This is a genomic window from Peribacillus sp. NPDC101480, assembly GCF_050277335.1.
In the GTDB taxonomy this organism is placed as follows: Bacteria; Bacillota; Bacilli; order Bacillales; family DSM-1321; genus Peribacillus.
Genome location: NZ_JBNNSB010000021.1, coordinates 1 through 6,207 on the forward strand (window position 1 = coordinate 1; position 6,207 = coordinate 6,207).

At 40.8% G+C, this 6,207-nt stretch carries 11 protein-coding genes; all 11 read right to left on the reverse strand.

Features of this window, described 5'->3' with window-relative positions; all coding sequences use genetic code 11:
- Positions 1 to 309: 309 nt before the first annotated feature.
- The 11 genes from rpsK to rplF all read right to left on the reverse strand — a co-directional run bounded on the left by rpsK (position 310) and on the right by rplF (position 6,181).
- Positions 310 to 699, reverse strand: coding sequence for a 30S ribosomal protein S11 (rpsK, locus tag ACQKMF_RS26510; RefSeq protein WP_028390438.1), 390 nt, complete (start codon positions 697 to 699; stop codon positions 310 to 312).
- A gap of 22 nt (positions 700 to 721) precedes the next feature.
- Positions 722 to 1,087, reverse strand: coding sequence for a 30S ribosomal protein S13 (gene rpsM, locus ACQKMF_RS26515; protein ID WP_034304978.1), 366 nt, complete (start codon positions 1,085 to 1,087; stop codon positions 722 to 724).
- A 22-nt stretch (positions 1,088 to 1,109) separates the two neighbouring features.
- Positions 1,110 to 1,223, reverse strand: a complete 114-nt coding sequence (gene rpmJ / locus ACQKMF_RS26520; RefSeq protein ID WP_003156543.1) for a 50S ribosomal protein L36 — start codon at positions 1,221 to 1,223, stop codon at positions 1,110 to 1,112.
- 40 nt (positions 1,224 to 1,263) lie between these two features.
- A complete protein-coding gene (infA, locus tag ACQKMF_RS26525) occupies positions 1,264 to 1,482 on the reverse strand; it encodes a translation initiation factor IF-1 (RefSeq protein WP_028390440.1) in 219 nt (72 codons plus the stop codon).
- A 565-nt stretch (positions 1,483 to 2,047) separates the two neighbouring features.
- Positions 2,048 to 2,701 (reverse strand): adenylate kinase, encoded by a 654-nt coding sequence (locus ACQKMF_RS26530; protein WP_101225874.1) that lies wholly within the window; start codon positions 2,699 to 2,701, stop codon positions 2,048 to 2,050.
- 58 nt (positions 2,702 to 2,759) lie between these two features.
- Positions 2,760 to 4,055 carry a preprotein translocase subunit SecY gene (secY, locus tag ACQKMF_RS26535; protein ID WP_034304981.1) on the reverse strand — a complete coding sequence of 432 codons (1,296 nt, stop codon included), beginning with the start codon at positions 4,053 to 4,055 and terminating at the stop codon, positions 2,760 to 2,762.
- Positions 4,055 to 4,495, reverse strand: coding sequence for a 50S ribosomal protein L15 (gene rplO / locus ACQKMF_RS26540; RefSeq protein WP_034304982.1), 441 nt, complete (start codon positions 4,493 to 4,495; stop codon positions 4,055 to 4,057). Before rplO ends, secY begins: the two co-directional genes overlap by 1 nt.
- A 32-nt stretch (positions 4,496 to 4,527) precedes the next feature.
- Complete coding sequence (gene rpmD / locus ACQKMF_RS26545) at positions 4,528 to 4,710, reverse strand: 50S ribosomal protein L30 (protein ID WP_034304984.1); 183 nt, start codon at positions 4,708 to 4,710, stop codon at positions 4,528 to 4,530.
- A 16-nt stretch (positions 4,711 to 4,726) separates the two neighbouring features.
- Positions 4,727 to 5,227, reverse strand: a complete 501-nt coding sequence (rpsE, locus tag ACQKMF_RS26550; RefSeq protein ID WP_034304987.1) for a 30S ribosomal protein S5 — start codon at positions 5,225 to 5,227, stop codon at positions 4,727 to 4,729.
- Between the two features lie 22 nt (positions 5,228 to 5,249).
- Positions 5,250 to 5,612: a 50S ribosomal protein L18 gene (gene rplR, locus ACQKMF_RS26555; protein WP_101225873.1), complete on the reverse strand. Its 363-nt coding sequence runs from the start codon at positions 5,610 to 5,612 to the stop codon at positions 5,250 to 5,252.
- A gap of 32 nt (positions 5,613 to 5,644) precedes the next feature.
- On the reverse strand, positions 5,645 to 6,181 hold the full coding sequence (gene rplF, locus ACQKMF_RS26560; protein ID WP_137016892.1) for a 50S ribosomal protein L6: 537 nt from the start codon (positions 6,179 to 6,181) through the stop codon (positions 5,645 to 5,647).
- Positions 6,182 to 6,207: the final 26 nt, after the last annotated feature.

The following is a 6,207-nucleotide window of genomic DNA, read 5'->3' on the forward strand; positions in this document are numbered from 1 at the left end:
CCTGTGGTCACTGGACGCGTTTATGCTAAGAATGGAGAAGCTACGGAACAGGTTTCAATGACCGGTGCAACTTCATCCTACTTATCAGTCAGGGACAACCGTTTCGATTTTTGGTTTTTCTATTTCGATCATCAATAAACCCTCCTTCAAAACGTCAAAACCCCGGCAAGTAAATGAATTCACTTAAACCGAAATTCCCCATGTATACGTTCCCGCTGTGCGCAACAACTGAAAATTAATCCTCTGTAAGAACGCAAACTCAGTATTATATCCCATTATTGACAGGAATACAAAATCTATACAGAAAAATTAAACACGGCGACGTTTTGGTGGACGGCATCCGTTATGTGGAACTGGAGTTACATCTTTAATTGCAGTTACTTCTAGGCCAGCAGCTTGAAGTGCACGAATAGCAGCCTCACGTCCAGCACCAGGTCCTTTAACTGTAACTTCAAGAGTTTTCATACCATGTTCAATTGATGTTTTAGCTGCTGTTTCAGCAGCCATTTGTGCAGCGAACGGAGTGGATTTACGAGATCCACGGAATCCTAGAGCTCCAGCACTTGACCAAGAAATAGCATTACCATGAGAGTCAGTGATCGTAACGATAGTGTTATTGAATGTTGAACGAATATGTGCAATACCAGTTTCTATATTCTTTTTCACACGACGTTTACGTGTATTAGTTTTACGTGCCATGAAAAGTAACCTCCTTTACTAATTATTTTTTCTTGTTAGCTACAGTACGACGAGGTCCTTTACGCGTACGAGCATTGTTTTTTGTATTTTGACCGCGGACAGGAAGACCACGACGGTGACGTAAACCACGGTAAGAACCGATTTCCATTAAACGTTTGATGTTTAGGGAGATTTCACGACGAAGGTCGCCTTCTACTTTAAGCTTGTCAATGATATCACGAATTTTGTTCAATTCGTCTTCCGTTAAGTCACGAACGCGAGTTTCTTCAGAAACGCCTGCTTCTGCAAGAATCTTGATCGCTGTTTGTTTTCCAATACCATATATATATGTTAATGAGATAACAATACGTTTGTCACGGGGAATATCTACTCCAGCAATACGTGCCATGCTTGAGTGCACCTCCTTCTATTTAGCCTTGTTTTTGTTTATGTTTAGGGTTTTCGCAAATAACCATAACTTTACCTTTTCTGCGGATAACTTTACACTTTTCGCAGATTGGTTTGACTGATGGTCTGACTTTCATTGCTATCTAACCTCCTTATACAGATCGGAGCGAAACCGGATTATTTGAACCGGTATGTGATTCTGCCGCGAGTTAGATCATACGGGGAAAGCTCAACCGTAACTTTATCTCCAGGCAAAATGCGAATAAAGTGCATACGAATTTTACCGGATACATGAGCTAAAACAGTATGACCATTTTCTAATTCTACCTTAAACATTGCATTTGGCAAAGTCTCTTGTACTGTGCCTTCTACTTCAATTACATCATCTTTCGCCATTAAAGTGATTCTCCCTTCTCTATGCGTGAACCTATTAAAGGTACACATCTTTCCGTCAACATTACTACAGTCCAATCATCCTCATAAGTCTTACAATTCTGCATCAAGTATTCACCATTTTGTAGAATCAGGCTTTAACTGAGGACCTTTATCAGTTGGACCGAAATGAGGATTTTATGGGTCCTCATGTAAGTCTTGACCGATTCCGTGACCGACATACTCTCGAAATAGAGAAGCAATTAGTCTCGACATAGGTTTGAATAGCATGGGAGATGTTTGAAAGGCGCACGCCTGACATAGCTTCTTTCAACCCTCTATATCACGACTCTTTAGGAATCCCAATAGAGTCACTGCATTTCTTCATCAATTTTGCCGACCGGATATGTCCATGAAGATCACTTAAAAAGTAATCGCCCAATTCAGGGAATACCAAGTACAAGAACCTGATTAATAAATGTGCGAATGCTCTCGCGAAATCCATTATACCCTTTGTATTATAGGAATGCACCAAGTTTAACTAGTAAGTTAGAAAAATGGTATGAATTTCATAAATCAATACGAATGATTAATTTTGTAAAGCACCAAGCAACACATCGATATCTTCAAATACCTTATTAATATCTTGCTGTCCGTTAATGTTCACCAAGTATCCTTTATCTCCGTAGAAATCAAGAAGTGGCTTGGTTTGTTTCAAATTCACATCTAAGCGATTTTGAACCGTTTCTGCATTATCGTCGGCACGTTGATATAATTCTCCGCCGCAACGGTCGCATACATCATCTTTAGCAGGAGGATTGAATACAAGATGGTATGTCGAACCACAAGATTTGCAAATACGACGTCCTGTCAATCTTTCCATTAAGATGCTTTTATCAACATCGATATTAATGACAAAATTCATTTTGCGATCTAAATCAGTAAGAATGCCCTCAAGTGCTTCTGCCTGTGCCACAGTACGTGGAAATCCATCAAGCAAAAATCCTTTGAGACAGTCTTCCTTGCTTAACCGTTCGCGTACGATGCCAATGGTAACTTCATCAGGTACCAATTCGCCTTTGTCCATGAATGATTTCGCCTTTAGACCTAATTCTGTTCCATCTTTGATAGCTGTTCGGAACATATCTCCAGTAGAGATATGAGGGATATTATATTTTTCTACGATTTGTTCAGCTTGAGTGCCCTTACCAGCACCCGGCAGACCCATTAACACTAGATTCAATTTTCTTCCCCCTCAAACTCTATAATGGGTAAAGGGAACAAGCCGTTCCCAAAACTCATTACTTTATAAAGCCTTTATAGTGTCTCTTCACAAGTTGTGATTCCAGCTGCTTCATCGTATCAAGGGCAACCCCCACTACGATCAGCAAACTGGTTCCACCAATCTGTGCAGATTGAGGAAGATCAGCAAGCTTAATGAAAAATACCGGTAAAACGGCAATGATGGCTAAAAATATAGAGCCTACAAACGTCAGACGGTATAAAACACGTGTTAAATATTCTTGTGTACTCTTACCTGGACGAATCCCCGGCACATAGCCACCTTGCTTTTTCAAATTCTCAGCCATTTGTTCAGGGTTAACCTGAATGAATGCATAAAAATACGCAAAAGCAATGATAAGAGCAACATATATGATCATACCAATTGGCTTGGTGTAATCAAGATTTGTTGATATCCAACTAGTCACGCTGTTCTTTCCAAAGAAAGAAGCGATTGTAGTGGGAGTAATGATAAATGCCATTGCAAAGATTACCGGAATAACCCCCGCAGCATTTACTTTCAATGGTAAATGAGTAGACTGGCCACCCATTTGTGTACGACCTACCGCAGCACGTTTCGCATACTGAATAGGAATTTTACGTAATGCCTGCTGAATGAAGATAACAGCAACCACGATTGCTAATACTGCTAAAACAATGAGGATAATCGTTATGATTCGTAAGAATAATTGATCACCGGCATTTTCAAATTGTTGGGCGTAAATCTGATTTGCCGTAGTTGGCAAACTAGCTACGATACCAGCAAAGATAATGATGGAGATCCCATTACCCACACCCTTAGCAGTGATCAGCTCCCCTAACCACAGAAGAAAAGCTGTTCCTGCCGTTAAGACAGTCGCAATAAGCAAGTATGTTGCAATTCCAGGATTTTCAATCAACTGTCCACCTGACATATTATTGAACCCATAAGACATACCAACTGCTTGGATAAATCCTAGGATAATAGTGAAGTAACGAGTGAATTGTGCTAATTTACGGCGCCCTGCTTCCCCTTGTTTAGACCATTCAGTGAACTTAGGAACAACATCCATCTGTAACAGCTGAACGATGATGGATGCCGTGATGTAAGGCATGATACCCATCGCTAAAATCGAAAAGTTTTGCAGTGCTCCGCCGCCAAAGGTATTTAAAAGACCGATGACGCTCAGCTGGTCCTGTTCAGCGAGAAAATCGGCATTCACATGCGGTACAGGTATAAATGTACCGATGCGATAGACGATTAACATTAGAAGGGTAAAAATAATCTTATTCCTTATTTCACCCACGCGCATAAAATTGGAGATCGTGCGAAACATTAGATCACCTCTGTATTACCGCCAGCAGCTTCGATAGCTTCTTTAGCAGTAGACGAGAATTTGTGAGCTTTAACAGTAAGCTTTTTCTCAATGCTTCCTTTGGCAAGAATTTTGATTCCTGCTTTTTCTTTACTTACAACCCCAGTCTCTAGTAAAAGAGCTGGTGTTACTTCAGTACCGTCTTCGAAAAGATTTAACGTATCAAGATTCACGATAGCATAGTCTTTACGGTTGATGTTGGTAAATCCACGTTTAGGTAAACGTCTGAATAGAGGAGTTTGACCCCCTTCAAATCCAAGACGCACACCGCCGCCGGAGCGAGCGTTTTGTCCTTTGTGTCCTTTACCTGCTGTTTTACCGTTACCAGATCCAATACCGCGACCTTTACGTTTACGTTCTTTACGAGAACCTTCTGCAGCTTTTAACTCATGAAGTTTCATGTTGGCACCTCCTTGTTAAGTTAAAAATTATTTTATTGTTCTTTTACAGTAACAAGATGAGCAACTTTGGTAATCATACCGCGAATCGCAGGGTTATCTTCTTGAACAACCGTTTGATGCATTTTGCGTAAACCCAAAGTGTTAACTGTAACACGTTGATCTTCAGGACGACCAATCAAGCTGCGAGTGAGGGTGATTTCTAATTTATTAGCCATAATTCGATTTCCCTCCTTATCCTAACAGTTCTTGTACTGATTTTCCACGTAACTTAGCTACGTCTTCAGCACGTTTCAATTGCTTCAATCCTTCAATTGTTGCGCGAACCATATTAATAGGTGTATTAGTACCTAGTGATTTAGACAAGATATCGCTAACTCCGCCTAATTCAAGTACCGCACGAACAGGACCACCAGCAATTACTCCTGTACCTTCAGAAGCTGGTTTCAATAGAATGTGACCTGCGCCATAGCGACCGTTCACAAGGTGAGGAATAGTAGTACCAACCATCGGTACAGTAATTAGATTTTTCTTAGCATCCTCAATAGCTTTACGGATAGCATCCGGAACTTCTTGAGCTTTACCAGTACCAAATCCAACATGACCATTTTTATCACCAACTACAACTAGTGCAGTGAAACGGAAACGACGTCCGCCTTTAACAACTTTAGCTACACGATTAACTGTAACTACGCGTTCTTCAAGTTCTAATTTATTAGGATCAATGCTACGCATCTGTTATGTCCCTCCTTATCCATTAAAATTCTAAGCCGTTTTCACGAGCAGCGTCAGCCAATGCTTTTACACGACCATGGAAGAGGTAACCACCGCGGTCAAATACCACAGCTTTGAAACCTTTTTCAACAGCACGTTTCGCAATAAGTTCGCCAACTTTTTGAGCTGCTTCAGCATTGCTACCTGCTTCGATATTGATCTCTTTATCAAGAGTTGAAGCACTTGCCAATGTTACGCCTTTTGCATCGTCAATTAATTGTGCGTAAATGTGTTTGTTTGAACGAAACACATTTAAACGAGGACGAGCTTCTGTTCCAGAAAGTTTAGCACGTACACGCGCATGTCTTTTCTGACGAGTAGCATTTTTATCAAGCTTCGTAATCATTTACGTCACTCCTTTCGTTTACTTATGCGGCATTACTTACCAGTTTTACCTTCTTTACGACGAACGAATTCGCCTTCGTAACGGATACCTTTACCTTTATACGGTTCAGGCGGGCGAACATCACGGATATTAGCTGCTAGAGCTCCTACACGTTCTTTGCTTGCACCTTTTACGATTACTTTTGTATTAGAAGGAACTTCGACTTCAACGCCAGCTTCTGGCTCTATTTCTACAGGGTGGGAATATCCTACGTTAAGGACAAGCTTGTTACCTTGCTTTTGTGCACGGTACCCAACCCCAATAAGTTCAAGTGATTTTACGAAACCTGTTGATACACCTTCAACCATGTTAGAGATAAGTGCGCGAGTAGTACCGTGTAAAGAACGGTGAGTCTTCTCGTCAGACGGACGTGTAACAGTTAACACGTTCTCTTCAACAACGATTGAAAGGTCAGGACTGAATGATCTAGTTAATTCACCTTTAGGACCTTTAACAGTTACTTCACTTCCAGTAACAGTAACTGTTACGCCTGCAGGGATTTCAATAGGTTTTTTACCTATACGAGACATAATGTGCACCTCCATTCTTGTGAAAA

Excerpts from the sequence above, each read along its gene's own strand:
- infA (WP_028390440.1), bottom strand. The coding sequence starts at position 1,482 with ATGGCGAAAGATGATGTAATTGAAGTAGAAGGCACAGTACAAGAGACT.
- rpsE (WP_034304987.1), bottom strand. The coding sequence starts at position 5,227 with ATGCGTAGCATTGATCCTAATAAATTAGAACTTGAAGAACGCGTAGTT.
- secY (WP_034304981.1), bottom strand. The coding sequence starts at position 4,055 with ATGTTTCGCACGATCTCCAATTTTATGCGCGTGGGTGAAATAAGGAAT.
- rplR (WP_101225873.1), bottom strand. The coding sequence starts at position 5,612 with ATGATTACGAAGCTTGATAAAAATGCTACTCGTCAGAAAAGACATGCG.
- rpsK (WP_028390438.1), bottom strand. The coding sequence starts at position 699 with ATGGCACGTAAAACTAATACACGTAAACGTCGTGTGAAAAAGAATATA.
- rpmJ (WP_003156543.1), bottom strand. The coding sequence starts at position 1,223 with ATGAAAGTCAGACCATCAGTCAAACCAATCTGCGAAAAGTGTAAAGTT.
- rpmD (WP_034304984.1), bottom strand. The coding sequence starts at position 4,710 with ATGGCTAATAAATTAGAAATCACCCTCACTCGCAGCTTGATTGGTCGT.
- rplF (WP_137016892.1), bottom strand. The coding sequence starts at position 6,181 with ATGTCTCGTATAGGTAAAAAACCTATTGAAATCCCTGCAGGCGTAACA.
- rplO (WP_034304982.1), bottom strand. The coding sequence starts at position 4,495 with ATGAAACTTCATGAGTTAAAAGCTGCAGAAGGTTCTCGTAAAGAACGT.
- rpsM (WP_034304978.1), bottom strand. The coding sequence starts at position 1,087 with ATGGCACGTATTGCTGGAGTAGATATTCCCCGTGACAAACGTATTGTT.